Below are 252 nucleotides of genomic sequence, written 5' to 3' on the forward strand. Positions count from 1 at the left end.
GATCACCGTAATACCCGATCCAGATCGCGCTTTATTACTAGAGCTTATGCAGCAACGTGACTTTATTGATGTCATTATTCCACGCGGTGGCGAAGGCTTAATCAATTTTGTTACAGATAACAGTAAAATACCTGTTATTCAACACTTTAAAGGTGTTTGTCATTTGTATGTTGATAAAGATGCCGATCTTGATATTGCGATGTCTTTATTGCTCAATGGTAAAACCCAACGCACTGGAGTATGTAATGCTCT

Annotated in this window: 1 pseudogene; it reads left to right on the plus strand. The window is 38.5% G+C overall.

Annotated features, from left to right (window positions below):
- Window positions 1–252: pseudogene (locus tag AAEZ03_RS28300) on the plus strand (gamma-glutamyl-phosphate reductase); the annotation flags it as partial.

The sequence above is a fragment of the Pseudomonas sp. HY2-MNA-CIBAN-0224 genome (assembly GCF_040310285.1).
Taxonomy (GTDB): domain Bacteria; phylum Pseudomonadota; class Gammaproteobacteria; order Pseudomonadales; family Pseudomonadaceae; genus Aquipseudomonas; species Aquipseudomonas helleri.